Source organism: Variovorax sp. EBFNA2 (genome assembly GCF_033802765.1).
GTDB classification, from domain to species: domain Bacteria; phylum Pseudomonadota; class Gammaproteobacteria; order Burkholderiales; family Burkholderiaceae_C; genus Variovorax; species Variovorax paradoxus_H.
In genome coordinates, this window is sequence record NZ_CP138496.1 from 802,299 (window position 1) to 828,644 (window position 26,346).

The 26,346-nt window shown below is 66.9% G+C and carries 26 protein-coding genes; 20 read left to right on the forward strand and 6 right to left on the reverse strand.

Annotated features, from left to right (window positions below; genetic code table 11):
• Positions 1 to 27: 27 nt before the first annotated feature.
• From RZE79_RS03560 to RZE79_RS03570, 3 genes are read right to left on the reverse strand one after another with little or no spacing between them, the layout of a single operon-like run.
• Positions 28 to 585, reverse strand: coding sequence for a TRAP transporter small permease (locus RZE79_RS03560; RefSeq protein WP_319359046.1), 558 nt, complete (start codon positions 583 to 585; stop codon positions 28 to 30).
• Between the two features lie 11 nt (positions 586 to 596).
• Positions 597 to 1,604: a sialic acid TRAP transporter substrate-binding protein SiaP gene (locus RZE79_RS03565; protein WP_319359047.1), complete on the reverse strand. Its 1,008-nt coding sequence runs from the start codon at positions 1,602 to 1,604 to the stop codon at positions 597 to 599.
• Between the two features lie 47 nt (positions 1,605 to 1,651).
• Positions 1,652 to 2,359, reverse strand: coding sequence for a FadR/GntR family transcriptional regulator (locus RZE79_RS03570; RefSeq protein ID WP_319359048.1), 708 nt, complete (start codon positions 2,357 to 2,359; stop codon positions 1,652 to 1,654).
• A 164-nt stretch (positions 2,360 to 2,523) separates the two neighbouring features.
• On the opposite strand from RZE79_RS03570, the gene RZE79_RS03575 reads away from it, so the two are divergent.
• The 3 genes from RZE79_RS03575 to RZE79_RS03585 are packed head-to-tail and all read left to right on the forward strand — an operon-like array spanning position 2,524 to position 4,884.
• Complete coding sequence (locus RZE79_RS03575) at positions 2,524 to 3,258, forward strand: SDR family oxidoreductase (RefSeq protein WP_319359049.1); 735 nt, start codon at positions 2,524 to 2,526, stop codon at positions 3,256 to 3,258.
• Positions 3,255 to 4,001, forward strand: a complete 747-nt coding sequence (locus tag RZE79_RS03580; protein WP_319359050.1) for an SDR family NAD(P)-dependent oxidoreductase — start codon at positions 3,255 to 3,257, stop codon at positions 3,999 to 4,001. The genes RZE79_RS03575 and RZE79_RS03580 overlap by 4 nt, the downstream gene beginning before the upstream one ends.
• 34 nt (positions 4,002 to 4,035) lie before the next feature.
• A complete protein-coding gene (locus tag RZE79_RS03585; protein ID WP_099794959.1) occupies positions 4,036 to 4,884 on the forward strand; it encodes a fumarylacetoacetate hydrolase family protein in 849 nt (282 codons plus the stop codon).
• Here the strand turns inward: RZE79_RS03585 and RZE79_RS03590 are convergent.
• On the reverse strand, positions 4,874 to 5,761 hold the full coding sequence (locus RZE79_RS03590; RefSeq protein WP_319359051.1) for a LysR substrate-binding domain-containing protein: 888 nt from the start codon (positions 5,759 to 5,761) through the stop codon (positions 4,874 to 4,876). The genes RZE79_RS03585 and RZE79_RS03590 overlap by 11 nt on opposite strands.
• A gap of 117 nt (positions 5,762 to 5,878) precedes the next feature.
• Between RZE79_RS03590 and RZE79_RS03595 the strand changes: the two genes are divergently transcribed.
• The 13 genes from RZE79_RS03595 (at position 5,879) to RZE79_RS03655 (ending at position 18,868) form a co-directional block, all read left to right on the forward strand.
• A complete protein-coding gene (locus RZE79_RS03595; RefSeq protein WP_319359052.1) occupies positions 5,879 to 6,637 on the forward strand; it encodes an SDR family oxidoreductase in 759 nt (252 codons plus the stop codon).
• 139 nt (positions 6,638 to 6,776) lie between these two features.
• Positions 6,777 to 7,481 carry a TetR/AcrR family transcriptional regulator gene (locus tag RZE79_RS03600; RefSeq protein ID WP_153280739.1) on the forward strand — a complete coding sequence of 235 codons (705 nt, stop codon included), beginning with the start codon at positions 6,777 to 6,779 and terminating at the stop codon, positions 7,479 to 7,481.
• 75 nt (positions 7,482 to 7,556) lie between these two features.
• A complete protein-coding gene (locus RZE79_RS03605) occupies positions 7,557 to 9,353 on the forward strand; it encodes an acyl-CoA dehydrogenase C-terminal domain-containing protein (protein WP_319359053.1) in 1,797 nt (598 codons plus the stop codon).
• Between the two features lie 45 nt (positions 9,354 to 9,398).
• The gene (locus tag RZE79_RS03610) at positions 9,399 to 9,833 is read left to right on the forward strand and encodes a DUF2147 domain-containing protein (protein WP_319359054.1); all 435 of its coding nucleotides are present in this window, start codon (positions 9,399 to 9,401) and stop codon (positions 9,831 to 9,833) included.
• 21 nt (positions 9,834 to 9,854) lie between these two features.
• Positions 9,855 to 10,130: a hypothetical protein gene (locus RZE79_RS03615; protein WP_319359055.1), complete on the forward strand. Its 276-nt coding sequence runs from the start codon at positions 9,855 to 9,857 to the stop codon at positions 10,128 to 10,130.
• A 168-nt stretch (positions 10,131 to 10,298) separates the two neighbouring features.
• Entirely contained in the window at positions 10,299 to 12,698 is a 2,400-nt protein-coding gene (locus RZE79_RS03620; protein ID WP_319359056.1) for a 3-hydroxyacyl-CoA dehydrogenase/enoyl-CoA hydratase family protein, read from the forward strand.
• A gap of 61 nt (positions 12,699 to 12,759) precedes the next feature.
• The gene (locus tag RZE79_RS03625) at positions 12,760 to 13,176 is read left to right on the forward strand and encodes an endonuclease domain-containing protein (RefSeq protein WP_319359057.1); all 417 of its coding nucleotides are present in this window, start codon (positions 12,760 to 12,762) and stop codon (positions 13,174 to 13,176) included.
• Positions 13,173 to 14,369: an acetyl-CoA C-acyltransferase gene (locus tag RZE79_RS03630; protein ID WP_319359058.1), complete on the forward strand. Its 1,197-nt coding sequence runs from the start codon at positions 13,173 to 13,175 to the stop codon at positions 14,367 to 14,369. Before RZE79_RS03625 ends, RZE79_RS03630 begins: the two co-directional genes overlap by 4 nt.
• Positions 14,370 to 14,517: 148 nt before the next feature.
• On the forward strand, positions 14,518 to 15,354 hold the full coding sequence (locus RZE79_RS03635; RefSeq protein WP_319359059.1) for a thioesterase family protein: 837 nt from the start codon (positions 14,518 to 14,520) through the stop codon (positions 15,352 to 15,354).
• A 5-nt stretch (positions 15,355 to 15,359) separates the two neighbouring features.
• Positions 15,360 to 16,106 (forward strand): SDR family oxidoreductase, encoded by a 747-nt coding sequence (locus tag RZE79_RS03640; protein WP_319359060.1) that lies wholly within the window; start codon positions 15,360 to 15,362, stop codon positions 16,104 to 16,106.
• 50 nt (positions 16,107 to 16,156) lie between these two features.
• Positions 16,157 to 16,750 (forward strand): 2-hydroxychromene-2-carboxylate isomerase, encoded by a 594-nt coding sequence (locus tag RZE79_RS03645; RefSeq protein WP_319359061.1) that lies wholly within the window; start codon positions 16,157 to 16,159, stop codon positions 16,748 to 16,750.
• Between the two features lie 39 nt (positions 16,751 to 16,789).
• Positions 16,790 to 17,554: an enoyl-CoA hydratase gene (locus RZE79_RS03650; protein WP_319359062.1), complete on the forward strand. Its 765-nt coding sequence runs from the start codon at positions 16,790 to 16,792 to the stop codon at positions 17,552 to 17,554.
• Between the two features lie 144 nt (positions 17,555 to 17,698).
• Complete coding sequence (locus RZE79_RS03655; RefSeq protein ID WP_319359063.1) at positions 17,699 to 18,868, forward strand: ABC transporter substrate-binding protein; 1,170 nt, start codon at positions 17,699 to 17,701, stop codon at positions 18,866 to 18,868.
• A 13-nt stretch (positions 18,869 to 18,881) separates the two neighbouring features.
• Here RZE79_RS03655 and RZE79_RS03660 read toward each other — a convergent pair whose 3' ends face one another.
• Positions 18,882 to 19,325, reverse strand: coding sequence for an acyl-CoA thioesterase (locus RZE79_RS03660; protein ID WP_099794971.1), 444 nt, complete (start codon positions 19,323 to 19,325; stop codon positions 18,882 to 18,884).
• A gap of 42 nt (positions 19,326 to 19,367) precedes the next feature.
• On the opposite strand from RZE79_RS03660, the gene RZE79_RS03665 reads away from it, so the two are divergent.
• Together RZE79_RS03665 and RZE79_RS03670 are read left to right on the forward strand one after the other, a co-directional pair.
• Positions 19,368 to 21,203, forward strand: a complete 1,836-nt coding sequence (locus RZE79_RS03665; RefSeq protein ID WP_319359064.1) for an ABC transporter ATP-binding protein/permease — start codon at positions 19,368 to 19,370, stop codon at positions 21,201 to 21,203.
• A 45-nt stretch (positions 21,204 to 21,248) separates the two neighbouring features.
• Positions 21,249 to 22,187, forward strand: a complete 939-nt coding sequence (locus tag RZE79_RS03670) for a 2-hydroxyacid dehydrogenase (protein WP_319359065.1) — start codon at positions 21,249 to 21,251, stop codon at positions 22,185 to 22,187.
• 292 nt (positions 22,188 to 22,479) lie between these two features.
• On the opposite strand, the gene RZE79_RS03675 is transcribed toward RZE79_RS03670, so the two are convergent.
• Positions 22,480 to 23,931 (reverse strand): amidase, encoded by a 1,452-nt coding sequence (locus RZE79_RS03675; protein ID WP_319359066.1) that lies wholly within the window; start codon positions 23,929 to 23,931, stop codon positions 22,480 to 22,482.
• 61 nt (positions 23,932 to 23,992) lie between these two features.
• On the opposite strand from RZE79_RS03675, the gene RZE79_RS03680 reads away from it, so the two are divergent.
• Positions 23,993 to 24,982 (forward strand): LysR substrate-binding domain-containing protein, encoded by a 990-nt coding sequence (locus tag RZE79_RS03680; RefSeq protein ID WP_153280726.1) that lies wholly within the window; start codon positions 23,993 to 23,995, stop codon positions 24,980 to 24,982.
• Positions 24,983 to 25,361: 379 nt separating this feature from the next.
• Positions 25,362 to 26,258: a transporter substrate-binding domain-containing protein gene (locus RZE79_RS03685; protein ID WP_319359067.1), complete on the forward strand. Its 897-nt coding sequence runs from the start codon at positions 25,362 to 25,364 to the stop codon at positions 26,256 to 26,258.
• Positions 26,259 to 26,346: the final 88 nt, after the last annotated feature.

The following is a 26,346-nucleotide window of genomic DNA, read 5'->3' on the forward strand; positions in this document are numbered from 1 at the left end:
CTGCGTCTGTGGGCCGGTGGGTCCGCGTCAGCGGTCGCGCAGGGTGGATTCGGGTTGTTCGAGCACGCTGTAGCCGCGCTGCCAGTGGATGCGCAGCACCTGCAGCGAACGCCACGCCATCGCGGCGAAGCCGAACACGCACAGCGCGTACACCACGTTCATCGGCAGGTCGACGAGCGTCATGCGCGTCTGGTTGCCGATCTTCATCATCATTTGCACCGTCATGACGACGGCCGCGACGAAGAAGGCGGTGCGCAGCACGTCGACGGCCATCGAGAGCACGCGGCCCATGGCGCGCGGCATGTGGCGGTAGAAGAAGTCGACCTGGATCTGGTTGTTCTTCGCCACGCCGATCGCCGCGCCGATGAAGACCACGCCGATGAGCAGGTAGCGCGCCACTTCTTCCGTCCAGGCGGCCGAGTCGTTCATCACGTAGCGCGTGACGAACTGGTAGAACACCGTCAGGCCCAGCATCCAGAAGACGGCCAGGGAAATCCAGCCTTCGGCGATGGTGTCCGACAGGTCGACCACTTCGTCCTCCGCATGGAAGTGGCCCTCGTCGTCGATGATCTTCTGTTCGGTCATGGCCGCGTCGCTTACTTGATCGCCAGGATGCGGTCGTAGTCCTGCTGGCGGTAGCCCTGGTCGGTGGGCTTGGTGGCCTTGAGCACGGCTTCACGGAACGCGTTCTTGTCGACCGTGATCACGTTGTTGCCCTTCTTCTTGAACTCTTCCACCAGGCGGGCTTCCGACGCGATGATTTCGCGGCCGGTCTTCTCGGCGGCTTCCTGCATCACCTCGGTGAAGATCTTCTTGTCTTCCGCCGAGAGCTTGGTCCACAGCTGGCCCGACGTGATGGTGAGCAGCGAGTCGACGATGTGGCCCGTGAGCGAGATGTTCTTTTGCACTTCGAAGAACTTCTTGGCCTCGATGGTCGGCAGCGGGTTCTCCTGCGCATCGACCGTGTTGTTCTGCAGCGCCAGGTACACCTCGGCAAAGGCGATCGGCGTCGGGTTGGCACCCAGCGATTTCGGGAACGCGAGGTAGGCCGGTGCGTCGGGCACGCGGATCTTCAGGCCCTTCATGTCCTCGGGCTTGGCCACGGGCCGCGCGGCGCTCGAGGTGACGTGGCGCGCGCCGTAGTAGCTCAGCGCAGTGATGTGGTTGCCGCTCTTGTCGTCGTAGCCCTTGGCGAGTTCCTTGAACACGTCGCTCTTGGCGTACTTGAGCTGGTGCTCGGCGTCGCGGAAGATGAACGGGAAGTACGAGATCGCCAGCGGCGTGTAGGTGCGGCCCGCGAAGCTCGCGCCCGACAGGATGATGTCGACCGTGCCCAGCGTCAGGCCCTGGTTGATGTCGGCTTCTTTGCCCAGCGTGGAGGCCGGGAACACCTGCACCTCGTAGCGGCCGTTGGTGCGCTTCTTGATCTCGTCGCCAGCCCACACCGAGTACTTGTGGAAGGGCTCCGAGGTCTCGTACACGTGGGCCCACTTGAGCTTGGTCTGTGCGCTGGCGATGCCCGCCACGCCCAATGCGCCGGCTGCGAGGGCGCAGGCGGCCAGGGCCTTGAGGGCGGTGCGTTTGCTGTTCTTGCTGCTGATCATGTGGCTTGTCTCCGTTGTAGTTAATGGGCAGGAATGCTGGCGAGGAATCAGGAGGGCTTGGCGCGGCGCCAGCTCGCGCTGAAACGGTGGTGCGAGTTGTCCATGTGCGTGTGCATCGCGGTGCGCGCGGTCTCGGCGTCACGCGCGGCAATGGCATCGCGAATCGCCTCGTGCTCGGCGATGGCGGCGCGCCACGAGGTCACGGTCTCGAAGTAGCCGCCCAGCCGCGTGAAGATCGGGCCGCGGCGCGAGTCCCAGAAGCCCTGCACCGTCTCGACCAGCACCACGTTGCCGCCGGCGTTGACGATGGCCAGGTGAAAGGCGCGGTCGCCGTCCAGCGGCATGACGTTGCGATCGGCCATTTCGCGCATGGTGGCGATGGCGCGCGTCATCGCATCGACGTCCTTGCGCTTGCCCGAGAGCGCGGCGATGGCGGCGGTCTCGCCCTCGATCACGCGGCGTGCGCGGATCAGCTCCAGCGGCCCCCACTCGGTGGGCGCCACCGGTGCGCTGGCGCGGTGCGAGCGGTCGAGCACGTACACGCCCGAGCCGGTGCGCACCTCGACCCAGCCCTCGACCTCCAGCGCAATGAGCGCCTCGCGCACCGAGGGCCGGCTCACGCCGAGCTGCTTGGCCAGGTCGCGCTCGGCGGGCAGGCGCGCGCCCACGTCGAATTCGCCCTTGGCGATCAGCCCGCGGAGCTGGTCGGCAATCTGGCGATAGAGGCGTTGGGGTTCGACGGTCTGGAGCGGCACGGGAGCAGGGCGGGTGGCGGGCGAGGCGGTGGGTCGGCTTAAGGGTTGTCCTGAATTGGACAAGTGGTAAGGCCAATTCAGAATACGGCGATTCACACTTGTCACCCATCGGGCCTAACCCGAATCCACCCCTCGCACTTGCGAACCCCCAGGAGACACCGACCATGAGATTGAAGGGAAAGACCGTGCTCGTCACCGCCGCAGGCCAGGGCATCGGCCGCGCGAGCGTGCTGGCGCTCGCGGCCGAGGGCGCCAGCGTGTGGGCCACCGACGTCAACGAGCAGCTGCTGGCGGCCTACGCCGGCGTCGCGAACGTCACGGCCCTGAAGCTCGACGTGCTCGACAAGGCGGCCATCGGCGCGGTGGTGGCGCAGCTGCCCGCGCTCGACGTGCTGTTCAACTGCGCGGGCGTGGTGCACAACGGCACCATCGAGCAGGCCAGCGACGACGACCTCGACTTTGCCTTCCGCCTCAACGTGCGTGCGCAGATGTGGACCATCCAGGCCGTGCTGCCCGGCATGCTCGCGGCCGGGCGCGGCAGCATCATCAACATGGCCAGCGTGTGCTCGAGCATGAAGGGCCTGCCCAACCGCTTTGTCTACGGCACCACCAAGGCGGCGGTGCTCGGCCTCACTAAGAGCGTGGCGGCCGACTACGTGGCACGCGGCATCCGCTGCAATGCCGTGTGCCCGGGCACGGTCGACACGCCCTCGCTGGGCGACCGCATCAATGCCAACGCCGACCCCGAGGCCGCGCGCAAGGCTTTCGTGGCGCGCCAGCCCATGGGCCGCCTCGCGCAGGCCGAGGAGATCGCGCCGGTGGTGGTGTTCCTGGCCAGCGACGAATCCATCTTTGCCACCGGCCAGTACTTCACCGTGGACGGCGGCATCACGATATGAACCGGCTCGATTTCGAAGGCCGCCATGCGGTGGTCACCGGCGGTGCCACCGGGCTGGGCTTCGGCATCGCGCAGCGGTTGGTCGCCTCGGGCGGCAGCGTCACCTTGTGGGACCGCGACGAGGGCGCCGCCGGTCGCGCGGCCGAAGCGCTCGGCGCCAAGGCTTTCGCGCTGAAGGTCGACGTGACGCAGCAGCCCTCGGTCGCGAAAGCCGTGGCCGCCACGCTCACGCACGCGCCGCGCATCGATGCGCTGGTCAACAGCGCCGGCATCACCGGGCCCAACGTCAAGCTCTGGGACTATCCGGTGGACGAGTGGCGCCAGGTGATGGAGGTCAACGTCAACGGCGTGTTCCTGTGCTGCCGCGAGGTGGTGGCGCAGATGCGCAAGCAAGGCCATGGCCGCATCGTCAACATCGCCTCGGTCGCCGGCAAGGAAGGCAACCCCAACGCCAGCGCCTACAGCGCGAGCAAGGCCGCCGTCATCGGCCTCACCAAGTCGCTCGGCAAGGAACTGGCCGACACCGGCATCCGCGTGAACTGCGTGACGCCCGCCGCGGTGAAGACCGCCATCTTCGACCAGATGACGCCCGAGCACATCGCCTTCATGTTGTCGAAAATCCCCATGGGCCGTTTCGGCTCGGTGGAAGAAGTGGCCGCGCTGGTCGGCTGGCTTTGCACCGAAGATTGCTCGTTCTCCACCGGCGCGGTCTTCGACCTGTCCGGTGGTCGCTCCACCTATTGATCCATTCCCCATTTCAATGCACTGAAAGGAACGCATGAAACTCGTCCGCTACGGCAACCCCGGCAAGGAGAAGCCCGGCCTCATCGACGCAGAAGGCAAGCTGCGCGACCTGAGCGCCATCGTCAAGGACATCGGTCCCGACCAGCTCGGCGATGCCGCCATTGCCAAGCTGCGCAAGACCAAGGTCGACAAGCTGCCGCTGGTCAAGGGCAAGCCGCGCCTGGGCAGCCCCGTGGCCAACGTCGGCAAGTTCATCGCCATCGGCCTGAACTACGCCGACCACGCCGCCGAATCGGGCCTGCCGGTGCCCAAGGAGCCCATCGTCTTCATGAAGGCCACGAGCTGCATCCAGGGCCCGAACGACCCGGTCATGCTGCCCAAGGGCTCGGTCAAGTCCGACTGGGAAGTCGAACTCGGCGTGGTCATCGGCACGAAGGCGCGCTATGTTTCGCAGAAGAGCGCACTCGACTACGTGGCCGGCTACTGCACCATCAACGACGTGAGCGAGCGCGAGTTCCAGATCGAGCGCGGCGGCACCTGGGACAAGGGCAAGGGTTGCGACACCTTCGGCCCGCTCGGCCCGTGGCTCGTCACCCGCGACGAGATCGAGAACCCGCAGAAGCTCGCCATGTGGCTCGACCTCAATGGCCAGCGCGTGCAGACCGGCAGCACCAAGACCATGATCTTCAGCGTGGCCAAGCTCGTGAGCTACGTGAGCCAGTTCATGACGCTGATGCCCGGCGACGTCATCACCACCGGCACGCCGCCCGGCGTCGGCATGGGCATGAAGCCGCCGCTGTACCTGAAGAAGGGCGACGTGATGACGCTGGGCATCGAAGGCCTCGGCGAGCAACGCCAGGAAGTGCTGCCCTTCAAGCTCTGATCACGCGGATCAGTTCGTCGTACACCAACCGCACGCGCGCCGGCACCGGCGCGCGCTGCGGGCGGTAGACGTGGACCGGCCAGGGCTCGGGCGCATCGGCCGCCAGCAGCTCCACCATCGCGCCTGATTGCAGCCACGGCTCCGCCAGCGGGCCGATGAGCTGGCCGAAGCCGATGCCCGCCAGCACCGCGGCGCATTCGGCGTCGATGTTGTCCGTCACGAACGCGGGCGACGACACGGTGAACACCCGCTTCTTGTTGAACGCCCAGGGCCAGGGCCGACCGGAGCTGCGGTCGATCAGCGCGGTCACCGGCAGCTGGGCCAGCGCATCCACGGTGCGCGGCGTGCCGACCCGCTCGATGAGCGCCGGTGAGGCCACCACGCGCAGCGGCATCTTTCCCACACTTCGTGCCACGAAGCGCGCGTCGCGCATCGGTCCGACGCGCACGCCGATGTCGATCTGCTGATCGACCACATCGGCATGCTGCTCCGACAGCCGCAGGTCGAGCACCAGCCCCGGATGCGCCACCAGCAGCGGCGCCAGCGCTTGCGGAATGAACCGGCCGTACACATGCGGCGCCGTGACCCGCACCGTGCCCGCGTGCTGCGACAGCGCGCGCCGGTCGATGCGGTGAAAGAGTTCGTCGACGCCGCCCACCGCGACGCGGGCGCGCTCGGCGAGCTGCCGCCCGAAGTCGGTGAGCTGCACGCCGCGCGTGCTGCGGTGAAAGAGCGGCTCGCCCAGTTCTTCTTCGAGTTCGCGCACCGCGCGCGTCACCACCTGCGGTGACACCGACAGGCGCACGGCTGCTTCGCGGAAGTTGGCGGCATCGGCGGCGGTGAAGAACACGCGCAGGGCTTCGAGGCGGTTGGACATGAGGTGTTCCTTGATTCCCGAATCTGGAATTCTGAAGTCGCCAGAGTTTCATTTACTGGAACGCGTGGATTTTCCACACTGCATGCACTTCTTCAACACACCCCAAAGGAAATCTTCATGACCTCCGTTCAAGACAACATCCAAGGCAAGGTCGCCATCGTCACCGGCGCGAGCAGCGGCCTGGGCGAATCGACGGCGCGCCACCTGGCCGCACGCGGCGCCAAGGTGGTGCTCGCGGCCCGTCGCACCGACCGGCTCGACAAGGTCGTCGCCGAGATCCGCGAGGCCGGCGGCGAAGCCATCGCCGTCGCGACCGACGTGGCGAAGCGGGGCGACCTCGAAAAGCTCGCCGCCGCCACCGTCGAGGCCTTCGGCCGCATCGACGTGCTGGTCAACAACGCCGGCGTGATGCCGCTGTCGCCGCTCGACAAGCTCAAGGTCGACGAGTGGGACCGCACCATCGACGTCAACATCAAGGGCGTGCTCTACGGCATTGCCGCCGTGCTGCCGCGCATGCAGGCGCAGGGCAGTGGCCACATCGTGAACGTTGCGTCGATTGCCGGGCTCAAGGTGTTCACGCCCATCGGCACCGTCTACAGCGCGACCAAGCACGCGGTGCGCGCCATCTCCGAAGGCCTGCGCGTGGAGGTGGGCAACAGCGGCGTGCGCGTGACGAGCGTGTCGCCCGGCGCCGTGGACTCGGAACTGAAGCTCGGCAGCAGCGACGCCGAGAGCGCCGCCGGCCTGAAGGCCTTCTACGACGCCAACCAGATTCCGGCCGACTCGGTGGCGCGCGCCATCGTCTACGCGGTGGAGCAGCCGGCCAACGTGGACATCAACGAGGTCGTGCTGCGGCCCGTGTCGCAGGAGTTCTGATCCTGCCGGGCAAGGGTGCGACCCTCTGGCGGTCGCCCCTTGCTTTCATTAACCTACCGCCGACCAAGGTCATTTGCGGTCAAAAGTGCAAAGCCCCTGCAAAATAGAACGACCGTTCGTTTTATTCGGAGCTTTCACGATGTCTGCCACCGCCGTTCCCGCCAAGCCGGCCCGCGCCGCCCCCAAAGGCCAGCAGACCAAGGCCATCATCGTCGACGCCGCACTGGCGCTGGCCGCGCAGATCGGGCTCGAGGGCCTGTCGATCGGCGCCGTGGCCGAGATCACCAAGATGAGCAAGTCGGGCGTGTTCGCCCACTTCGGCTCGCGCGAAGAACTGCAGATTTCCGTGGTGCGCGAGTACCACGCGCGCTTCGAGCAAGAGGTGTTCTTCCCCGCTCTGACAGCCCCGCGCGGCCTGCCGCGCCTGCGCGCCATGTTCGCCAACTGGATGAAGCGCACCTCGACCGAGATCGACTCGGGCTGCATCTACATCAGCGGCGCCTCCGAGTTCGACGACCGCCCGGGCCCGGTGCGCGATGCGCTGGTCGAGTCGGTCAGCATCTGGCAGGCCGCCGTGCTGCGCGCCATCGTGCAATCGAAGACCGAAGGCCACCTGCGCGCCGAGGCCGACGAGCGCCAGGTCGGGTTCGAGATCCACGGCCTGATCCTCGCGCTGCACTACGAAGCCCGCTTCCTGCAGGTGCCCGGCTCCATCGGCCGTGCCAACGTCGGCTTCGACAACATCCTTGCGCGCGCCGCCACGCCGGACGCGCCGCCTGCCTCCAACGCCACCGAGTCCGCGCCCGCTGCGCGCGGCACGCGCCGGCTCAAGACCGTGCGCTGAGCGCCACGGCCGCCCGTTTCGTTTTTCCGTTTTCGTTTTTTCCAATCTATCTAGCTTCGACCAGGAGAGTCCCGGATGCCTACCTACAACCCCCCCGTGCGTGACATGCAGTTCGTGCTGCACGAAGTGCTCAACGTCGCCGAGGAACTCAAGGCACTGCCGGCCCACGCCGAGACCGATGCCGACACCATCAACGCCGTGATCGAAGAGGCCGGCAAGTTCGCGGCCGAAGTCACCTTTCCGCTGAACATCAGCGGCGACGAAGAAGGCTGCGTGCTCGACAAGGCCACGCACGAAGTGAAGACGCCCACCGGCTTCAAGGGCGCCTACGCCAAGTACGTCGAAGGCGGCTGGCCCGCGCTGTCGTGCGACCCGGCCTTCGGCGGCCAGGGCCTGCCGTTCGTGGTGAACCAGTGCCTGTTCGAAATGCTCAACAGCGCCAACCAGGCCTGGACCATGTACCCGGGCCTGTCGCACGGCGCGTACGAAGCACTCAAGGCGCACGGCACCGAAGACCAGAAGAAGACCTACCTGCCCAAACTCACGAGCGGCGAGTGGACCGGCACCATGTGCCTGACCGAACCCCATTGCGGCACCGACCTGGGCCTCTTGCGCACCAAGGCCGAGCCGCAGCCCGACGGCACCTACCGCATCACCGGCAGCAAGATCTTCATCTCGGCCGGCGAGCACGACATGACGGACAACATCATTCACCTGGTGCTGGCCCGCCTGCCGGACGCGCCCAAGGGCAGCAAGGGCATCAGCCTGTTCGTGGTGCCCAAGTTCCACGTCAAGGCCGACGGCTCGCTCGGCGAACGCAACCCGATCTTCTGCGCCGGCCTGGAGCACAAGATGGGCATCCACGGCAACGCCACCGCGCAGATCGTGATCGAAGGCGCCACCGGCACGCTGGTCGGCGAGCCCAACAAGGGCCTGGCCGCGATGTTCGTGATGATGAACGCCGCACGCCTGGGCGTGGGCAACCAGTCGCTCGGCCTGACCGAAGTGGCTTATCAGAATGCGCTGGCCTACGCCAAGGACCGCACGCAGATGCGTTCGCTGTCGGGCGTGAAGGCCAAGGACAAGGAAGCCGATCCCATCATCGTGCACCCCGACGTGCGCAAGATGCTGCTCACCGCAAAGGCCTATGCCGAAGGCGGCCGCGCGCTGCAGATCTTCTGCACGCTGCTGCTCGACAAGGAACACAACCATCCGGACGAAAAGGTGCGCAAGGACTCGGGCGAACTGGTCGCGCTGCTCACGCCCATCGTCAAGGCCTTCATCACCGACAACGGCCACATCGCGACCAATTCGTGCATGCAGGTTTTCGGTGGCCACGGCTTCATCAAGGAATGGGGCATGGAGCAGTTCGTGCGCGACAACCGCATCAACATGATCTATGAAGGCACCAACACCATCCAGTCGCTGGACCTGCTGGGCCGCAAGATCCTGGGCAACAACGGCGCCTCGCTGAAGAAGTTCGGCAAGCTCGTCGCCAAGCTGGTGGAAGAAGAAGGCGTGAACGAGAAGATGGCCGAGTTCATCAACCCGATCGCGATGCTCGGCGACCAGCTCACCAAGTTCACCACCGAGATCGGCTTCAAGGGCTTCCAGAACCCCGACGAAGTGGGCGCTGCTGCCGTCGACTACCTGCGCGTGGCCGGCCACTTCGTGTTCGGCTACCTGTTCGCCCGCATGGCGCAAGTCGCGCTGCGCGAAATCGCCGCCGGCAACACCGATCCGTTCTACGTCGCCAAGCTGCAGACCGCACGCTTCTACGTCGCCAAGCTGTTCCCCGAGACCGTGATGCTGATGCGCACCGCGCGCGCCGGCAGCAAGGTGTTGATGGACACCGACGCTGCACTCGCTTAAGCGACGCACACAGCCTTTCTTCATCGACCCACCGGGAGCCCGCTCATGAAAGCTACGCTTGCAGCCGTCTTGTTCACCGTCACCGCCGCGTCGGCCATGGCCCAGAGCACGCCGGTGGGCCTGTGGCGCAACGTCGACGACAAGACCGGCGAGGCCAAGGCCGAGATCCGCATCGCGGAGACCAACGGCGCGCTGCTCGGGCGCATCGAGAAGTCGCTGAAGAAAGACACCAAGCCCGACGCCACCTGCGACGAGTGCAGCGACGACCGCAAGGGCAAGCCCATCGCAGGCCTGGAGATCGTCCGTGGCGGCAAGAAGGCCGAGGGCAAGGACGTCTGGGAAGGCGGGAAGATCCTCGACCCCGAGAACGGCAAGGAATACCGCGCGAGCTTCACGCCGATCGACGGCGGCAAGAAGCTGGAAGTGCGCGGTTATCTGGGCCCCTTCTGGCGCACCCAAACCTGGAACCGTGTGCAGTAAGCCTGCTGCACGCAACCCATCATGAGCGTCTCGTCGGGAAAATTGATCGGTGGCCTTGCCCTCGTGGTGGTTGCCGCTGGTGCGGCCGCTGTCATCACCTTTATTGGGGTATTCGCAACTGTCCCCCTTGCACCCGGGTACAGAGGCGGCGGCGGCGCGATGGCATTCCCGTGGTGGGTCGGTTTCGGTTGGGCGATCTGCGGTCTGTTGGGTTTCGGAGGACTGGTTCTCTTTGCAAACTCACTGGAAGCAGACGAATCGCCATCGACACCAGGTGCCGAGTCGGACTCGGCGTAGCGCATCACCGATGCAGCGGAGGTTCCCTTTTGTTTTTTGATAGCTTGACCCACTCCCGTAGCTGCTCACTTCGTGTAGCAGCCTCCCCCTCAAGGGGCAGCACCAGCGGTCCGGCCAAACCGGTTCCGCGGTGTTTCCCGAACTGATTCATAACTTCGAAACTCAGCCATGTCCCGATTTCAAGTGAAGAAGGTCGCCGTGCTCGGCGCCGGCGTGATGGGCGCGCAGATTGCGGCCCACCTCGTCAACGTGCGCGTGCCTGTCGTGCTGTTCGACCTGGCCGCAAAAGAAGGCCCCAAGAACGGCATCGTCACGCGCGCCATCGACAACCTCAAGAAGCTCAAGCCCGCGCCGCTCGGCGACGTGGCCGACGCGGGCCTGATCGAGCAGGCCAACTACGAAGACGACCTGGCCAAGCTCGGCGAGTGCGACCTCATCATCGAGGCCATTGCCGAGCGCATGGACTGGAAGCTCGATCTGTACAAGAAGATCGCGCCGCACGTCGCCACGCATTCGATCCTGGCCTCGAACACCTCGGGCCTGTCGATCACCAAGCTCGGCGAAGCACTGCCTGAAGCCCTGAAGCCGCGTTTCTGCGGCATTCACTTCTTCAACCCGCCGCGCTACATGTTCCTGGTGGAGCTGATCAACACGCCCACCACGCAGCCGCAGGTGCTCGACGACCTCGAGGCCTTCGTCACCAGCACGCTCGGCAAGGGCGTGGTGCGCGCGCACGACACGCCCAACTTCATCGCCAACCGCGTCGGCATCGCCGGCATGCTGGCCACGCTGAAGGAAGTCGAGAAGTTCGGTCTGACGCCCGACGTGGTGGACGACCTCACCGGCAAGAAGCTGGGCCGCGCGAGCTCGGGCACCTTCCGCACCGCCGACGTGGTGGGCCTGGACACCATGGCCCACGTCGTGAAGACGCTGCAGGACAACCTGAACGCCGAGAGCGATCCGTTCTATGCCAACTTCGCGACGCCGCCGGTGCTCGCCAAGCTGCTCGAGCTTGGCAACCTGGGCCAGAAGGCCAAGGCCGGTTTCTTCAAGAAGGTCGGCCGCGACATCCTGCGTTTCGACCTGAAGAGCGGCGAGTACGTGCCCGCCGGCGCCAAGGCCGACGAGGTGTATGGCCGCATGCTGAAGAAGCCCGCGGGCGAGCGCTTGAAGCTCCTGCGCGAGAGCGAAGGGCCGCAGGGCCAGTTCCTCTGGGCCATCCTGCGCGACGGCTTCCACTACGCCGCCGTGCACCTGGCCGACATCGCCGAGAGCGCGCGCGACATCGACTTCGCGATGCGCTGGGGCTTCGGCATGAAGCAGGGCCCGTTCGAACTCTGGCAGGAAGCCGGCTGGGCGCAGGTCGCCAAGTGGGTGCAGGAAGACATCGACGCCGGCAAGGCACTGAGCAGCGCACCGCTGCCGAAATGGGTGTTCGAAGGCCCGGTCGCACAAGCCGGTGGCGTGCACACGCCCGAAGGCTCGTGGAGCGCGTCGCAGAACAAGTTCGTGCCGCAGCGCAAGCTGCCCGTGCATGACCGCCAGCTGTTCCCCGAAAGCGTGCTGGGCGCCAACGCGGCCGATGCCAACACGGCCGGCACGACGATCAGCGACGAAGGCGATGTGCGCGTGTGGACGCTCGACGGTGAAGTGCTCATTGCGAGCATCCAGTCGAAGATGCATGCCATCAGCCCCGACGTGGCCGAAGCACTCGGTGCTGCGGTCGACCTGGCCGAGGCTGAGTACAAGGGCCTGGTGATCTGGTCGCCCGACGAGGTCTTCTCGGTCGGCGCCGACCTGCAGGCGATGCTGCCGGCCTTCGTGGTCGCGGGCATCGGCGCGGTCGAAGGCGCGGAAGAAGAGCTGCAGAACGTCATGCTCAAGATCCGCTACGCCAACGTGCCGGTGATCTCCGCCGTGCGCGGCATGGCACTGGGCGGTGGCTGCGAGCTGGCCATCCACTCGGCCAAGCGCGTCGTCGCGATGGAAAGCTACATCGGCCTGGTCGAAGTGGGCGTGGGCCTGATCCCCGGCGCGGGCGGCCTGACCTACATCGCACGCCGCGCGGCCGAGAACGCATCGGCTTCCACGGGCACCGACCTGCTGCCGTTCCTCACCGAAGGCTTCACCGCCGCGGCGATGGCGAAGGTCGGCACCGGCGCGCTCGACTCGAAGAAGCTGGGCTACCTCCTCGACAGCGACGTGATCGTGCCGAACAAGGACGAGCTGCTGTACGTGGCGCTACAGCAATCGAAGGCCATGGCCGACGCAGGCTACCGCCCGCCGCTGCGCCGCACCTTCCGCGTGGCCGGCCGCAGCGGCGCCGCCACGATCAAGGGCCAGCTCGTGAACATGCGCGACGGCGGCTTCATCAGCGCGCACGACTTCCACATCGCCAGCCTGATCGCCAACGTGGTCACCGGCGGCGACGTGGACGCGGGCTCGCTCGTGACCGAGGAATACCTGATGACGCTGGAACGCAAGGCGTTCTGCTCGCTGATCGTGCATCCGAAGACGCAGGAGCGGATCATGGGGATGTTGAGCACGGGGAAGCCGGTGCGTAACTGACGCGGGTTCCCTCTTCCTCCTTCCCCCTCTGGGGGAAGGCCGGGATGGGGGCAAGCAGCCTATGCAGAACCAATCCACTCCCAACGCGCAACAGAACGCTCGCACCCTCCGGCGCGAGATGACCGACTCCGAGCGCAAGCTCTGGAGCGGCTTGCGCAGCGAGCAGCTGGGAGTGAAGTTCCGCCGGCAGCATCCGCTTGGCACCTACATCGCCGACTTTGCGTGCCTCGATCCAAAGCTGATCGTCGAACTCGACGGATCGCAGCATCAGGTCCAGCAAGGCTACGACGCGCGACGCGACACCTTCCTGCGGACGCAAGGATTCGAGGTGTTGCGCTTTGGATCGAATGATCCGTTTGTCAATTTCGAGGGGGTGCTGCAAGCCGTTCTCAACCGCCTGAACGAGTTGAAGGCCGCTTGCCCCCATCCCAACCTTCCCCCAGAGGGGGAAGGAGCCCATTCCAGGAGCCATCCATGAAACAGATTCAAGACGCCTACATCGTCTCCGCCACCCGCACGCCCATCGGCAAATCCCACCGCGGCTACTTCCGCAACTACCGTCCCGACGACCTGCTCGCGACCACGCTGAAGGCAGCGCTGGCCGCCGTGCCGGGCCTCGACCCGAAGGCCATCGAAGACATCATCTGCGGCTGCGCGATTCCCGAATCGCAGCAGGGCCTGAACGTCGCGCGCATCGGCGCGGTGCTCGCCGGCTTGCCGACCAGCATCGGTGGCATCACCGTCAACCGCTTCTGCGCCTCGGGTCTCTCCGCGGTGCAGATGGCGGCGGACCGCATCCGCGTCGGCGAGGCCGACGTGATGATCGCGGCCGGCGTCGAGAGCATGAGCATGGTGCCGATGATGGGCAATTCGCCCTCGCTGTCGCCCTCGATCTTCGAGCGCGAAGGTGACGTGGGCATCGCCTACGGCATGGGCCTCACGGCCGAGAAGGTCGCGCAGCAGTGGAAGGTGAGCCGCGAGGCGCAGGACGCGTTCGCGCTCGCCTCGCACCAGAAGGCATTGGCCGCACAGGCCGCCGGCAAGTTCGCCGACGAGATCACGCCGATCGAAGTGACCGACCGCACGCCGGACCTGGCCACCGGCGAGGCCATCGCCAAAACCCGCACCGTGAGCCTCGATGAAGGCGCACGCCCCGACACCAGCCTCGAGGGCCTGGCCAAGCTGCGCACCGTGTTCGCCGCACGCGGCACCGTGACCGCCGGCAACAGCTCGCAGACCTCCGACGGCGCGGGCGCGCTGATCCTGGCGAGCGAGAAGGCCATCAAGCAGTACGGCCTCACGCCGCTCGCGCGCTTCGTGAGCTTCGCCAGCAAGGGCGTGCCGCCGCACATCATGGGCATCGGCCCGATCGAGGCGATTCCCGCTGCATTGCGCTACGCCGGTCTGAAGCACGAAGACATCGACTGGTTCGAACTCAACGAAGCCTTCGCCGCGCAATCGCTCGCGGTGATCAACACGCTGGGGCTCGATCCGTCCAAGGTCAACCCGATGGGCGGCGCCATTGCACTGGGCCACCCGCTCGGCGCGACCGGCGCGATCCGCGCGGCGACCGTGGTGCACGCGCTGCGCCGCGAGAAGCTGAAGTACGGCATGGTCACGATGTGCGTGGGCATGGGCCAAGGCGCTGCAGGCATCTTCGAGCGGGTCTGATCGGCAAGGGGATCACGGCCATGCACGGCACGCAGCAGCAGCTCCCTGCCGGCGGTGCATGGCCCCCGGTGCGTGCCGCAGTGCAGCACGCCAACGTCCCGCACACGACTGCGTGAGGTCATCCACCGGAGGCACACTGCGAATCACCATGCGCACGACCCCACACCCCTTCGACAAAGCCCTGGCCCTGCACCACAGCGACATCCGCGTGGGGCACTTCACCGGCACCACGAGTCCCGACTACTGGAACATGGTCGGTCCGTTCGGCGGCACCACCGCGGCGCTTGCGCTGCAGTCGGTGCTCCAGCACCCCGACCTGCTCGGCACGCCCATCGCCCTGACCGTCAACTACGCGGCCGCGCTCGGCGAGGGCGCGTTCGACATCCAGGCCACGGCCGTGCGCACCAACCGCTCGACGCAGCACTGGACGGTGACGATCACGCAGCCCGGCGCCGACGGCACGACGAACATGACGACCACCGCCACGGTGGTGACGGCCGCGCGTCGCGACACCTGGAGCCAGGCCGACCTCACCATGCCCGAGGCGCCGAAGCCCGAGTCGGTCGATCGCATGAGCATCGGCCCGTCGGGCGTGGCCTGGCTCGACCAGTACGAGATGCGTCCCTTCAGCGGCGGCATTCCCGCGAAGTGGGACGGCAGCCTGCAGCACAGCGAAACCCGCATCTGGGTGCGCGACGCGCAGGCCCGCCCGCTCGACTTTGCTTCGCTCGCCGCGTTGAGCGACGTGTTCTATCCACGCGTCTGGCTGCGCCGCGCCAAGCACGTGCCCGCGGGCACGGTGTCGATCACCACGTACTTCCATGTCGGTGCCGCCGAGCTGGCCGAGGTCGGCACGGGCTACCTGCTGGGTTGCGCGGCGGGACAGCAGTTCTTCAACGGCTTCTTCGACCAGAAGGCGCAGCTGTGGAGCGAGAAGGGCGCGTTGCTCGCCACCTCGAACCAGATCGTCTACTACAAGGAATGAACGTCATGGCGCTCACCAAGGCTGCTCTCATCGTCGGCGCGGGCGACGCCACCGGCGGCGCCATCGCCCGCCGTTTCGCGCGCGAGGGCTATGCCACCTGCGTCACGCGGCGCAGTCTCGACAAGCTGCAGCCGCTGGTGGCGCAGATCGAGGCCGACGGCGGCCGGGCCCACGCCTTCGCTTGCGATGCACGCAAGGAAGAAGAAGTGGTGGCGCTCATCGAGCAGATCGAATCGACCGTGGGGCCGATCGAGGTGATGGTGTTCAACATCGGTGCGAACGTGCCGGAGAGCATCCTCACCGAATCCGCGCGCAAGTACTTCAAGGTGTGGGAGATGGCCTGCTTCTCGGGCTTTCTCAACGGCCGCGAAGTGGCCAAGCGGATGGTGGCGCGCGAAGTGCCGATGGGCGCTCATCGCGGCACGATCATCTTCACCGGTGCGACGGCGTCGCTGCGTGGTGCAGCCCACTTCGGTGCCTTCTCGGGCGCCAAGATGGCCTTGCGCGCGTTGGCCCAATCGATGGCGCGGGAACTGGGGCCGCAGGGCATCCACGTCGCGCATGTCGTGGTCGACGGTGCCATCGACACCGAGTTCATCCGCAGCAATTTCCCCGAGCGCTACGCGCTGAAGGACAGCGACGGCATCCTGAACCCGGACCACATCGCCGACAGCTACTGGATGCTGCATTCGCAGCCGCGTGATGCGTGGACGCACGAACTCGACCTGCGGCCCTGGTCCGAGAAGTTCTGACCGACGCCGAGCTTCGCGTCGCGACACACAGCCTCAAGGAGACGACACCCATGACGAAAACTGTCGAGTTCTATTTCGACGTCGGCAGCCCCGCTGCCTACCTGGCCGCCACGCAACTGCCGCACGTGTGCGCCGACACCGGCGCCGAGCTGGTCTGGAAGCCCATGCTGCTGGGCGGCGTGTTCCAGGCCACGGGCAACCATTCGCCGGCCGAGATCAAGGCCAAGGGCCCGTACCTCACGACCGACCTGCAGCGCTTCGCGAAGCGCTACGGCGTGCCCTTCGTGCACAACCCGCATTTCCCGATCAACACGCTGCTGCTGATGCGCGGCGCGACCGGCGTGCAGATGACGGCACCCGAACGTTTCGGCGCGTACGTCGATGCCGTGTTCCATGCGATGTGGGTCGAGCCGAAGAACCTCAACGACCCCGCGACCGTCGGCGCCGTCTTGCAAAATGCAGGCTTCGACGCCGCGGGCCTGCTCGCGCTGGCCGGCGCGCAGGAGACCAAGGACCGCCTCAAGGCGGTCACGCAAGAGGCGGTGGAACGCGGCGTGTTCGGCGCCCCCACCATGTTCGTCGGCGACCAGATGTTCTGGGGCCAGGACCGCCTCGACTTTGTCCGCGAAGCTCTCGACGCCTGAGCGCGTCGCCCCCGTTTTTACCCATCCAAGGATCTTTCCATGAGCGACATCCTCGTCCACACCGAAGCCGGCGTGATGACCATCACCTTCAACCGCGTCGACAAGAAGAACTCGATCACCAGCAGCATGTACGCCGCGATGGCCGACGCGCTCGCCACGGCCGAGAGCGAAGCGGCTGTGCGCTGCGTGCTGTTCCAGGGTGACCCGACGATCTTCAGTGCCGGCAACGACATCGGCGACTTCCTCAACGCGCCGCCCGCCAACACCGAATCGCCGGTGTTCCGCTTCCTGCGCGGCATCGCGACCTTTCCGAAGCCGATCGTCGCGTCCGTCTGCGGCCCGGCCGTGGGTATCGGCACCACGATGCTGTTCCACTGCGACCTCGTCTACGCGGGTGACAACGCGGCCTTCTCGATGCCCTTCGTGAACCTGGGCCTGTGCCCCGAGGCCGCGTCGAGCCTGCTGGTGCCGCAGATGCTGGGCTACCACCGCGCTGCCGAAGCCCTGCTGCTGGGCGAGCCCTTCATGGCCGAGGCCGCGCTCGAAGTGGGCCTGGTCAACCGCGTGGTGCCGCCGACCGAAGCCAACGGCATCGCGCAGACGCAGGCCCGCAAGCTCGCAGCCAAGCCGCTGAGCGCGCTCATCGAAACCAAGCGCCTGCTGAAGAAGACGCAGATGCCCGCCGTGCTCGAGCGCATGGGCGAAGAAGGCGCGAGCTTCGGCCGCATGCTGCGCGAGCCGGCCGCGAAGGAAGCGTTCGGTGCTTTCATGGAGAAACGCAAACCCGATTTCTCGAAGGTCTAAGCCTTCCGTGGGCTTGCCTGCGAACGGTGGCTGCGTACACTGTTCCTCGTGCCTGCTCCAGACATCAACCCGCCCACAACGCCCGCCACGCGGGCGATTGGTGCTACTGAAAAAGTAGCATTCAGGCCCACGCGCCGGCATGCTTTGGGCTTACTCGCGAGCACGCTCGCGGCGCCCTCGCTGGTGCTGGCGCGCGTGCGACCGTTGCGCATCGGGGTCATCGGCTCGTGGTCGGGGCCCTATGCGGGCGGCGGGCGTCAGTTCGACGCCGGCATGGCGGTCTGGCTGGCCGACCACAAGCAGCAGATCGCGGGCCGGCCGGTCGAGCTTCTGCGCCGCGACGTGCCCGGCAGCGCGCCCGAGCAGGCGCGGCGCCAGGCGCAAGACCTCATCGAGAGCGAGCGCGTCGACCTGCTCACGGGGCTGGACTTCAGCTCCAACGCCTACGCCGTCGGCGCCGTCGCCACGCAGGCGCGCGTGCCGACCGTGATCATGAACGCAGCCTCCTCGGGCATCACCGGGCGCTCGCCGTTCATGGTGCGGGTGTCGTTCACCATCGCGCAGGTCACGGCGCCGCTGGCGCGCTGGGCGCTGCAGCAGGGGCTGCGCGACGTGTGCACCGTAGTGGCCGACTACGCCTCGGGCGTCGATGCCGAAAGCGCTTTCGTCTCCGGCATCACCGCAGGCGGCGGGCGTGTCGGCGCGATGCTGCGCGTGCCGCTGAACACGCTCGACTATTCGGCCTACATGCTGCGCCTGCGCGAGCTGAAGCCGCAGGCCGTGTTCTTCTTTCTGCCGTCGGGGCAGATGCCGGCCATCTTCCTGAAGTTCTGGCGCGACCGCGGCATGGCCGACACCGGCATCCGCCTGCTCGCGACGGGCGACGCCACCGACGACCACTACCTGGACGGCATCGGCGAACTGGCCGAGGGGCTGGTCACCAGCCACCACTATTCCTTCGCCCACGAGTCGCCGGCCAACCGGCGCCTCGCGGGCGCCTTCGAGGCCGAGTACGGCAGCCACCTGCGGCCGGGTTACTTCGCCGTGGCGGCGCACGACGGGCTCGCGGCCATCGATGCGGCCCTGAGCGCACCGGGCGCGCGCGGCGGCAAGGCGGGCGCCGAGCGGCTGGTGGATGCGTTCCGCGGCCTGCGGCTGGACAGCCCGCGCGGGCCGGTCGAGATCGACGCCCACACGCGCGACGTGGTGCAGTCGGTCTACATCCGCCGCGTAGAGCGGCGCGACGCGCGCTGGATCAACCGCGAGTTCGAGTGCATCGAACGGGTGCGCGACGCCGGCATCGGCGTCGGCTGAAGACGGAGGCCGCTCAGGCCGCCGGCTGTTCGATGGGGCGGGGGCGGCCGTTGTCGTCGATGGCCACGTAGGTGAAGGTGGCCTGCGTCACCTTGATGTACTCGCCCTGGGCGCGGAAGCGCTCGGCGAACACCTCGACCGTCACCGTGATCGAGGTGCGGCCCACGCGCACCAGCTTCGAATAGAACGAGAGGATGTCGCCCAGCCGCACCGGCTGCTTGAAGATGAACTCGTTGACCGCCACGGTGGCCTGGCGGCCCTTGGCGTAGCGCGCCGGGATCACCGAGCCGGCCAGGTCGCACTGCGCCATGACCCAGCCGCCGAAGATGTCGCCGTTGGCGTTGCAGTCGGCCGGCATCGGAATGACCTTGAGCACCAGCTCCATGTCGGTGGGCAGGCTCTTGAGGGTGGCGGCGGCCGTCGCTGCGGCGGAAGAGGCACTGGAAGAAGAGGACATGGGCACAATCTGAGGCAACAACAACAGCCACGATTGTCCCCCATGCGCCGAAGCGGCGAAGCCCTTTCCTCCTCTCCCCATGCGCCCGGCGGCCATCCGCCGGACCGCGCCGACCGTTCCGACTGGGCGACCCTGCGTCGCCTCTTTCCCTATCTCTGGCAGTACAAATGGCGCGTGATGGCCGCGCTGGCGTTCATGGTGGGCGCCAAGGTGGCCAACGTGGGTGTGCCGGTGCTGCTGAAGAACCTGATCGACACGATGACGCCCAAGCCCGACATGGCGCAGGCGCTGCTCATCGTGCCGATCGGGCTGCTGCTGGCCTACGGACTCTTGCGCTTTTCGACGGCGCTCTTCGGCGAACTGCGCGAGCTGATCTTCGCCAAGGCCACCGAAGGCACGGCGCGGCAGATCGCGCTGGAGGTGTTCGGCCACCTGCATTCGCTGAGCCTGCGCTTCCACCTGGAGCGCCAGACCGGTGGCATGACGCGCGACATCGAGCGCGGCACGCGCGGCGTGCACTCGCTCATTTCGATGTCGCTCTACAGCATCGTGCCGACCATCATCGAGCTGGCGCTGGTGCTCACCATATTGGGCGTGAAGTTCGATTCGCTGTTCGTGTGGATCACGGGCGCGGCGCTGGTGCTGTACATCACCTTCACCGTGACGGTGACCGAGTGGCGAACGCAGTTCCGCAAGACCATGAACGAACTCGACTCGATGGCCCAGAGCCGCGCGGTCGATTCGCTGCTGAACTACGAAACCGTCAAGTACTTCAACAACGAGGAGTTCGAGGCCAAGCGCTACGACGCCAGCCTCGATCGCTACCGCAAGGCCGCCATCAAGAGCCAGCGCACGCTGAGCATGCTCAACACCGGCCAGCAGCTGCTGATTGCCGTGAGCCTGGTGCTGATGCTGTGGCGCGCCACCTCGGGCGTGGTCGAAGGGCGCATGACGCTGGGCGACCTGGTGATGGTCAACGCCTTCATGATCCAGCTCTACATTCCGCTCAACTTCCTGGGCGTGATCTACCGCGAGATCAAGCAGAGCCTGACCGACCTGGACAAGATGTTCGTGCTGATGGAGAAGGAGCGCGAAGTGCGCGACGCGCCCGGTGCGCAGCCGCTGGCGGGCATCAACTCCACCATCCGCTTCGAAGACGTCAGCTTCGCCTACGAACCCGATCGCCCGATCCTCAAGCACGTGAGCTTCGAGATCCCCGCTGGCAAGACGGTGGCGGTGGTCGGCCCGTCGGGCTCGGGCAAGTCGACGCTCGCGCGCCTCTTGTACCGCTTCTACGACGTGCAGCAGGGCCGCATCACCATCGGCGGCGAAGACATCCGCGCCGTGCAGCAGTCCAGCGTGCGCCGCGCCATCGGCATCGTGCCGCAGGACACGGTGCTGTTCAACGACACGGTCGAATACAACATCGCCTACGGCCGCCCCGGCGCTACGCGCGAAGAGGTTGAAGGCGCCGCGCGCGCCGCGCGCATCCACGACTTCATCTCGGCCACGCCCAAGGGCTACGAGACGACGGTGGGCGAGCGCGGCCTGAAGCTCTCGGGCGGCGAAAAGCAGCGCGTGGCCATTGCGCGCACGCTCTTGAAGAACCCGCCGATCGTGATCTTCGACGAGGCCACGTCGGCGCTCGATTCGGCCAACGAGCGCGCCATCCAGTCGGAGCTGCGCAGCGCCGCGCAGGGCAAGACCACGTTGGTCATCGCGCACCGCCTCTCGACCGTGGTCGAGGCGCACGAGATCCTGGTGCTCGAATCGGGCGTGATCGTCGAGCGTGGCACGCACTCAGAGCTGTTGGCCCAGCAGGGCCGCTACGCCCAGATGTGGGCTTTGCAGAAGAGCGAAGCGGTCCCCTTGCTCTAGCCCGATCATTCATCCCTTCTTTTTTACCGACCCAGGAGTTCAGACGTGTCGACCAAGATTCCCCTGCTGGTGCTCTGCAGCCTCTCGAGCGCCCATCAGGCCCAGATTGCCGAGGTCTACGACATGACCTACGCCTTCGGCGACGCCGAGCGCGCCGCTGCCATCGCCGAGCACGGCGCCAAATTTCGCGCGGTGCTGACCATCGGCGTCATCGGCCTCACGCCCGCCGACATCGCGGCCATGCCGGCGGTGGAACTGATCTGCTGCCTCGGCGCGGGCTACGAGGGCGTTCCGCTCGAGGTGACACGCGCACGCGGCATCGTCACCGCCAACGGCGCCGGCACGAACGACGACTGCGTGGCCGACCACGCCTTCGGCCTGCTCATCAGCATCGTGCGCGAGTTCCGCAAGCTCGACCGCCTGTGCCGCGAAGGCGTGTGGCGCGAAGCCATTCCGCAGCCGCCGAACGTGTCGGGCAAGAAGCTCGGCATCCTGGGCCTGGGCACCATTGGCCAGAAGATCGCCAAGCGCGCTGCCGCCTTCGACATGGAAGTCGGCTATCACAACCGCAAGCCGCGCGAAGGCGCCACGCAGCGCTACTTCGACGATCTGAAGTCGCTCGCAAGCTGGGCGGATTTCCTGATACTGGCCGCGCCGGGCGGACCGGCGACGAAGCACCTCGTCAACGCCGAAGTGCTCGACGCGCTCGGCCCGCAGGGCTACCTCGTGAGCATCGGCCGCGGCAGCGTGGTCGACACCGAGGCGCTGGCGAAGGCGCTGCGCGAACACCGCATCGCGGGCGCGGGCCTGGACGTGTACGAGAGCGAACCCAAGCGCCCCGAGCCGCTCGTCGGCCTGGACAACGTGCTGCTCACGCCGCACATGGCGGGCTGGTCGCCCGAGGCCACGCAGAAGTCGGTGAACCATTTCCTCGCGAACGCCGAAGGGCACTTCGCAGGGCGGGGCGTGCGCACGCCGATCTGAGGGCCTTGCTCCTTCCCCCTCTGGGGGAAGGTTGGGATGGGGGCAGACGGCGCTTGCAATGCAGGCAGCGCTCGATTGACGGCCGCTTGCCCCCACCCCCGCCCTCCCCCGGAAGGGGAGGGAGTCAAGCCAAAACCGGAGGGCGCCGCGCGCCGCATCCGCACGCGTGGGTCTTGCTCCTTCCCCCTCTGGGGGAAGGTTGGGATGGGGGCAGACGGCGCTTGCAATGCAGGCAGCGCTCGATCGACGGCCGCTTGCCCCCACCCCCGCCCTCCCCCGGAAGGGGAGGGAGTCAGTCCAATGCAGACGGGCGCCGCGCGCCCCAGTCGCAGGCCTGGTCGTACGCATGCCCGAGCCGCAGCACGTCCATGTCCGCATGGATCGGCCCCGCCAGCTGCAGCCCCATCGGCAGCCCGCCGTCGCCGAAGCCCGCGCGCACATTGAGCGTCGGCAGGCCCGCCAGCGTGAAGGGCGTGACGATCTCCATCCAGCGGTGGTAGGTGTCGCTCTTCACGCCGTTCACCTCGGCCGGCCAGTGCAGGTCGGCGTCGAAGGGGAACACCTGCGCGGTCGGCGCGAGCACGAAGTCGAAGCGCTCGAAGAGCTTCAGGAATGCGCGGTACACGTTCGAGCGATAGAGCGAGGCCTGGTACAGCGAGGCGGCGTCGAGGTGGCGGCTCTGCTCGATCTCCCATTGCGCCTCGGGCTTGAGCTGGGCGAAGAGCTTCGGGTCGCTCACGTAGGCGCCGAGCTTGCCGCCCACCAGCAGTTGCCTCAATCGCAGCCAGGCGCTCCAGTTGTGCTCGCGCGGAACGTCGAGCGTGCAGGGTTCGACCTCGCAGCCGATGGCGCGGAAGGTGTCGAGCGCCTGTTCGCCGAGTTCGCGCACGCCCGGTGCCAGCGGCAACTCGGGCCACACGCTGCCGAGCCAGCCGATGCGCAGGCCCTTGCCGTCGCCGTCGAGCGCGATGTCGTCGGGCGAGGGCAGGGCATGTGGCGACGACAGCGGCACGCGCGTGTCGAAGCCCGCCTGCACCGCGAGCAGCCGCGCGGCGTCTTCCACCGTGCGCGCCATCGGGCCCTCGCAGCCCAGCTGCTGGAAGAAGAGTTCCTGCTCCGGGTCGCCGGGCACGCGACCGCGCGAAGGGCGCATGCCGATCACGTTGTTGAAGGCGGCGGGGTTGCGCAGCGATCCCATCATGTCGCTGCCGTCGGCCACGGGCAGCATGCCCAGGGCCAGCGCCACGGCCGCGCCGCCGCTGCTGCCGCCCGCGCTGCGGTCGGGCGCGTAGGCGTTGCGCGTGATGCCGAACACCGTGTTGTAGGTGTGCGAGCCGAGCCCGAACTCGGGCGTGTTGGTCTTGCCGATGACGACGGCGCCGGCCGCGCGCATGCGCGCGACGTGCAGGCTGTCGGTGCGCGCGGGCGAGCGCGGCGACAGCGGCGAGCCCATCGAGGTCGGCAGGCCGGCGGCATGGCTCAGGTCTTTCACGGCCAGCGGAAAGCCGTGCATCCAGCCGTGCCGTTCGCCGCGCGCCAGTTCGGCGTCGCGTTCGTCGGCCTCGGCCAGCAACTGCGCCGGGTCGCGCAGCGAGACGATGGCGTTGAATTGCGGGTTGAGCGCGTCGATGCGGGCGAGCGACGCCTGCATCACCTCGCGGCAGGACACGTCGCGGGCCGCGATGCAGCGCGAGAGTTCGGTGGCGCTGAGGTCGGGCAAGTCTTGCAAGGCGTCGAAAGACATGGCGAATGCGGGAAAAGGAGGGGGCGCCCAGTATGGCGCGGCGCTCGCATAATCGCCGCGTATGGAAACAAAGTGGCTTGAAGACTTCATCAGCTTGGCGGAAACCCGCAGCTTCAGCCGCTCGGCCCAGTTGAGGCACGTGACGCAGCCGGCGTTCTCGCGGCGCATCCAGGCGCTCGAGGGATGGGCCGGCACCGACCTGGTCGACCGCAGCTCGTACCCCACGCGCCTCACGCCCGCGGGCCAGACGCTCTACAGCCAGGCCATCGAGATGCTGCAGTCGCTGCAGAGCACGCGCGCCATGCTGCGCGGGCACTCGGCCGCCGGCCAGGACGTGATCGAGATCGCCGTGCCGCACACGCTGGCCTTCACCTTCTTCCCGTCGTGGGTCACCAGCCTGCGCGAGCACTTCGGGCCGATCAAGAGCCGGCTCATCGCACTCAACGTGCATGACGCGGTGCTGCGGCTGGTCGAGGGCAGCTGCGACCTGCTCATTGCCTACCACCATCCCTCGCAGCCGCTGCAGCTCGATGCCAACAAGTACGAGATGGTCAGCCTCGGCGAGGAAACCGTCGCCCCCTGGGTCAAGGCCGATGCCGAGGGCGCGCCGCGCTACCGGCTGCCGGGCCGCCCGGGCCAGCCGCTGCCCTACCTGGGCTATGCGCCGGGCGCGTACCTCGGGCGCGTGGTCGACCAGTTGCTGAAAGAGTCGGGCACTGCCATCCACCTCGATCGCGTCTACGAGACCGACATGGCCGAAGGCCTGAAGGTGATGGCGCTCGAAGGCCACGGCATCGCCTTCCTGCCGCAGAGCGCGGTGCGCAAGGAGATCAAGGCACGCAAGCTCGTGAGCGCGCTGCCGCCCGAGATCGACAGCCTCGAGGCCAAGATGGAAATCCGCGCCTACCGCGAGCGGCCCAGCGCGCCGGTCCCGGTGAAGGCCGGCGCCAGCCGTTCGGCCGCGCGGGCCGGGCTCTCGGAAAGCATGCAGCCCAAGCGCACGGCCGACGCGCTGTGGTCGTACCTGGTCGGAACCCAGCCGCCGCACTGACCCCCGCCCAAAGGCGGCCGGATTTGTGCACTGCACAATCTATAAGCACCGCGCATACCGGGCCCCGCAATCAGCATTGGCGGCCGGACCCCGGCGCCACTACAGTCGCGGCAGTTTTTTTCGGCTGTTGCACGCCGGGATCGCCGGTACTGCTTGCGCCACGCACAGCCGCCCGAATGCCGGGCACAAAGGCTGCTTAGTGAAAGTCGGACAATGCGAAATGTCTGGATTGCACCAGGCTGGCGCCTTGATGGGCGCGGCCGGTGCGAGGCGGGCGACGATGCCCGTGGGATGCACCGGGTTGGTCCGGGTATCCCGCAAAATGCGAATGTCTAGAATTTCGTTCTATTTGTTTCAGTCACCCTCAGGAGCTTTCCGTATGAAAAAACAAGTATTGGCATTGGCTGTCGCAGCGCTCGCCACCAGCGGCGCCTTTGCACAGGCCAATGACACGCTGGCCAAGATCAAGGGCAGCGGTGCCGTCGCCCTCGGTGTGCGCGATTCGTCCGCGCTGTCCTTCACCCTGGGCAATGGCAAATACGTGGGCTTCCACACCGAGATGGGCGAACGCATCATCGAAGACCTGGGCAAGACCGCGGGCAAGAAGCTCACCGTCAACTACGTGCCCGTCACGTCCCAGAACCGCATCCCGCTGGTGCAGAACGGCACCGTGGACCTGGAGTGCGGCTCCACCACCAACAATGCCACCCGCCAGAAGGACGTCGACTTTGCCTCGACCACCTACGTGGAAGTGGTGCGCATCGCCGTCAAGGCCAGCTCGGGCATCAAGGACCTGAAGGACCTGAACGGCAAGACCGTGGCCACCACCACCGGCACCACCTCGGTTCAGACCCTGCGCAAGAACGAACGCGCCCAGAGCATCGACTTCAAGGAAGTCATGGGCAAGGACCACGCCGACAGCTTCCTGCTGCTCGAAACCGGCCGTGCCGACGCCTTCGTGATGGACGGCTCGATCCTGGCCGCCAACATCTCCAAGTCCAAGGCACCGAAGGACTACACCATCGTCGGCCCCGAGCTGTCGGTCGAGCCGATCGCCTGCATGGTGCGCAAGGGCGACGAGGCCTTCCTGAAGGCGGTCAACGAGTCCATTGCCCGCCAGATCAAGGACGGCTCGCTGACCAAGCTGTACGACAAGTGGTTCATGCAGCCCGTTCCCCCGACCAACACGGCGCTGAACCTGCCGCTGTCGGACGCCACCAAGGCAGCCTGGGCCAACCCGAACAACAAGCCAATGGAAGACTACGCCAAGAAGTAATCCATTTGGCGTGATCCGATCAACAAGCGCCCGCCCTCAAGGTGGGCGTTTGTTTTTTTCATAGATAGAAGAAACGACAAGACGAGGA

Excerpts from the sequence above, each read along its gene's own strand:
- RZE79_RS03560 (WP_319359046.1), bottom strand. The coding sequence starts at position 585 with ATGACCGAACAGAAGATCATCGACGACGAGGGCCACTTCCATGCGGAG.
- RZE79_RS03565 (WP_319359047.1), bottom strand. The coding sequence starts at position 1,604 with ATGATCAGCAGCAAGAACAGCAAACGCACCGCCCTCAAGGCCCTGGCC.
- RZE79_RS03575 (WP_319359049.1), top strand. The coding sequence starts at position 2,524 with ATGAGATTGAAGGGAAAGACCGTGCTCGTCACCGCCGCAGGCCAGGGC.
- RZE79_RS03580 (WP_319359050.1), top strand. The coding sequence starts at position 3,255 with ATGAACCGGCTCGATTTCGAAGGCCGCCATGCGGTGGTCACCGGCGGT.
- RZE79_RS03585 (WP_099794959.1), top strand. The coding sequence starts at position 4,036 with ATGAAACTCGTCCGCTACGGCAACCCCGGCAAGGAGAAGCCCGGCCTC.
- RZE79_RS03590 (WP_319359051.1), bottom strand. The coding sequence starts at position 5,761 with ATGTCCAACCGCCTCGAAGCCCTGCGCGTGTTCTTCACCGCCGCCGAT.
- RZE79_RS03595 (WP_319359052.1), top strand. The coding sequence starts at position 5,879 with ATGACCTCCGTTCAAGACAACATCCAAGGCAAGGTCGCCATCGTCACC.
- RZE79_RS03600 (WP_153280739.1), top strand. The coding sequence starts at position 6,777 with ATGTCTGCCACCGCCGTTCCCGCCAAGCCGGCCCGCGCCGCCCCCAAA.
- RZE79_RS03605 (WP_319359053.1), top strand. The coding sequence starts at position 7,557 with ATGCCTACCTACAACCCCCCCGTGCGTGACATGCAGTTCGTGCTGCAC.
- RZE79_RS03610 (WP_319359054.1), top strand. The coding sequence starts at position 9,399 with ATGAAAGCTACGCTTGCAGCCGTCTTGTTCACCGTCACCGCCGCGTCG.
- RZE79_RS03615 (WP_319359055.1), top strand. The coding sequence starts at position 9,855 with ATGAGCGTCTCGTCGGGAAAATTGATCGGTGGCCTTGCCCTCGTGGTG.
- RZE79_RS03620 (WP_319359056.1), top strand. The coding sequence starts at position 10,299 with ATGTCCCGATTTCAAGTGAAGAAGGTCGCCGTGCTCGGCGCCGGCGTG.
- RZE79_RS03625 (WP_319359057.1), top strand. The coding sequence starts at position 12,760 with ATGCAGAACCAATCCACTCCCAACGCGCAACAGAACGCTCGCACCCTC.
- RZE79_RS03630 (WP_319359058.1), top strand. The coding sequence starts at position 13,173 with ATGAAACAGATTCAAGACGCCTACATCGTCTCCGCCACCCGCACGCCC.
- RZE79_RS03635 (WP_319359059.1), top strand. The coding sequence starts at position 14,518 with ATGCGCACGACCCCACACCCCTTCGACAAAGCCCTGGCCCTGCACCAC.
- RZE79_RS03640 (WP_319359060.1), top strand. The coding sequence starts at position 15,360 with ATGGCGCTCACCAAGGCTGCTCTCATCGTCGGCGCGGGCGACGCCACC.
- RZE79_RS03645 (WP_319359061.1), top strand. The coding sequence starts at position 16,157 with ATGACGAAAACTGTCGAGTTCTATTTCGACGTCGGCAGCCCCGCTGCC.
- RZE79_RS03650 (WP_319359062.1), top strand. The coding sequence starts at position 16,790 with ATGAGCGACATCCTCGTCCACACCGAAGCCGGCGTGATGACCATCACC.
- RZE79_RS03660 (WP_099794971.1), bottom strand. The coding sequence starts at position 19,325 with ATGTCCTCTTCTTCCAGTGCCTCTTCCGCCGCAGCGACGGCCGCCGCC.
- RZE79_RS03665 (WP_319359064.1), top strand. The coding sequence starts at position 19,368 with ATGCGCCGAAGCGGCGAAGCCCTTTCCTCCTCTCCCCATGCGCCCGGC.
- RZE79_RS03675 (WP_319359066.1), bottom strand. The coding sequence starts at position 23,931 with ATGTCTTTCGACGCCTTGCAAGACTTGCCCGACCTCAGCGCCACCGAA.
- RZE79_RS03680 (WP_153280726.1), top strand. The coding sequence starts at position 23,993 with ATGGAAACAAAGTGGCTTGAAGACTTCATCAGCTTGGCGGAAACCCGC.
- RZE79_RS03685 (WP_319359067.1), top strand. The coding sequence starts at position 25,362 with ATGAAAAAACAAGTATTGGCATTGGCTGTCGCAGCGCTCGCCACCAGC.